The 2,278-nt window shown below is 44.5% G+C and carries 4 protein-coding genes; 3 read left to right on the top strand and 1 reads right to left on the bottom strand.

The genetic code is table 11. From position 1 onward, the window contains the following. Positions 1-70 precede the first annotated feature (70 nt). A complete protein-coding gene (locus VIP81_RS03125; RefSeq protein WP_331957021.1) occupies positions 71-664 on the bottom strand; it encodes a pseudouridine synthase in 594 nt (197 codons plus the stop codon). A gap of 54 nt (positions 665-718) precedes the next feature. On the opposite strand from VIP81_RS03125, the gene VIP81_RS03120 reads away from it, so the two are divergent. The 3 genes from VIP81_RS03120 to VIP81_RS03110 all read left to right on the top strand — a co-directional run. Next, positions 719-1,429, top strand: a complete 711-nt coding sequence (locus tag VIP81_RS03120) for a Crp/Fnr family transcriptional regulator (protein WP_331957020.1) — start codon at positions 719-721, stop codon at positions 1,427-1,429. Between the two features lie 289 nt (positions 1,430-1,718). Further along, positions 1,719-2,030 carry a hypothetical protein gene (locus tag VIP81_RS03115; protein ID WP_331957019.1) on the top strand — a complete coding sequence of 104 codons (312 nt, stop codon included), beginning with the start codon at positions 1,719-1,721 and terminating at the stop codon, positions 2,028-2,030. Then, on the top strand, positions 2,030-2,278 hold a 249-nt coding region (locus tag VIP81_RS03110), incomplete at its 3' end, for a heavy metal translocating P-type ATPase metal-binding domain-containing protein (protein WP_331957018.1). The genes VIP81_RS03115 and VIP81_RS03110, both read left to right, overlap by 1 nt.

Genomic DNA, 2,278 nt, shown 5'->3' with positions numbered 1-2,278 from the left:
GAAAATCATCTAAATCAGTATAATCCTGAGTAAGACAAAAAATCGCTCCGATGGCTTTTTGCTTTTTGCCTTATGCTTTCAGGTTCAATTTCTTATAAATCTCCTCCCTGCTTAACTGCACCATATCTCCGGGTTGCATGCCGGCAACGGTAATATCTTCCATACGATAACGGACAAGCCTCAACGTAGGAAATCCAACAGCAGCGGTCATTCGTCTTACCTGACGGTTTTTCCCTTCTCCCAGTACCATCCGGATCCAGGGAGCAGGGATGCTTTTACGGAAACGGATAGGCGGGTTGCGGGGCGGCAGCAATGGCTCCTCCGGGAATATTTCAGCGATGCAACGTTTGGTACGATATAACTTACCGTCCACATTGATTTGCACACCTGCCTGTAATTGCAGCACTGCTTCCGGCGTTACCGCCCCATCTACCTGTACCCAGTACTCTCTTTCATGCGCATGTTGTGGCAGCAACAACTGCTGATTCAGCGCTTTGTCGTTTGTGAGAATCAGCAGACCCTCGCTGTCGTAATCCAGCCGGCCCACCGGGTACACGTCCGACGGCACTTTGAAATAATCTGCCAGACAGGCTTTATTTCCTTCCGGAGTAAAGCGGGTCAGGACTTCATATGGTTTATAAATAATATAATAATTAAGCGCCACGAATACTTTTGCTTTGGTTAAGGAGCCGTAAATTAGTACTTTTGCAAATTGATTATGGCTACATCGTTCCACAATCCTTCGTGCCAACACTGTAAGGATCGTTTCTCTTCAATATTCTGCAAAGCGGAACAGTGCAATCTGGAACAAATTTCAGAGGCAAAGGTGTGCTCTATATACAAAAAGGGACAGGTGATCTTCCATGAAGGCGCTTATCCTTTCGGCGTATATTGTATCAACGACGGTAAAATTAAGCTCTCTCATAGTGGTGATGATGGCCGCGAACAAATTGTACGCCTCATCAAAGCCGGCGATATTATGGGTTATAAAGCATTGCTGAGTAACGAAAGATATACCGCTACGGCCACCGCCCTGGAAGACTCTTCTATCTGCTTCATTCCTAAAGACCTGTTTCTCAGTATTCTCCAGAAAGATGCTTCCCTTTCTTTTGAAATGATGCGCATCTTATCTAGTGAACTACGCAAAGCAGAACTGAAAATCACCCACCTGGCCCAAAAGCCGGTAAGAGAACGACTCGCAGAAACTTTACTCTTCATCAAAGAAACCTATGGCCTCGAAGAAGATGGTCATACCCTCAGCGTACGCCTTTCCCGCGATGAAATCGCCAACCTGGTAGGCACCGCCACCGAATCTGCCATACGCCTGCTCTCCGAATTTAAGAAAGACGGCATGATAGAACTGGAAGGCAAAAAAATCCGCCTGCTCGATCTCCCCGAAATTATCAGAACAGCCAATCTGCAGGACTAGAATTTTTGTCTTTACCCAGGATTATACTGATTTCCAAAATATTTTTACCCGGCTGAAGATTGACAAGATGGGGAGCGGATATTCGCATTCATCTTCGCTTGTCTTTAAAAATCAAAAACTCATAAGAACAAAATCCTGAAAATCAGTATAATCAGTATAATCCTGGGCAAAGACAAAATTCGCTCCAGCCACGTGCTAAAGTGATATTTATCATATTCTCCCTTGACGCTTATCATTGCCCCCCGTTGCGGCTACCGGTACTTTTGTATCTGTATAAAATATCCGCTTCATGTTCGCTTATTCCATCATCAACTTCCATGAATTACCCCTCGGAAGCCTGTGCGATGTTATCGCCAACAAATTCCACTTGCCTATTCAGCAAACCGCCGTGCTGCAAAAACTCCGGCAAATTTCCGCCAACTACCAGCTACAGGAACACTGGAGTACCACCTATAAATTATGTGTAAGTGACATTTTTATCACGGAGCAGCTATTACACCAATGGATATACGTAGCGCAGAATATCCTTTATCCAGCTGCCATTCCAGGCCATACCGTGGTCATTACCCAACACGATATTAATAACGCAATTATTGACTAATGAATGTTTCTTCGCCTACCCATACAAAAAGTACCTGCTTTCATTGCGGGGAAAACTGTCCTGATAAGGATATAATGCTGCAGGACAAAATTTTCTGCTGTCAGGGCTGCAAAATGGTGTATGAAATATTACACCAGTATGATCTCTGCGAATATTATGACCTTAACAGCAAACCCGGTATTAATCAACGTATTACGGTGCGCGGAGACAAGTTTGCGTTTCTTGATGACGAGAAAATTGCACAGCAG

It is taken from the genome of Chitinophaga sp. (genome assembly GCF_036566945.1).
Lineage (GTDB): Bacteria > Bacteroidota > Bacteroidia > Chitinophagales > Chitinophagaceae > Chitinophaga.
This window is presented reverse-complemented; position numbering and strand designations above follow the sequence as displayed.

Excerpts from the sequence above, each read along its gene's own strand:
- VIP81_RS03115 (WP_331957019.1), top strand. The coding sequence starts at position 1,719 with ATGTTCGCTTATTCCATCATCAACTTCCATGAATTACCCCTCGGAAGC.
- VIP81_RS03120 (WP_331957020.1), top strand. The coding sequence starts at position 719 with ATGGCTACATCGTTCCACAATCCTTCGTGCCAACACTGTAAGGATCGT.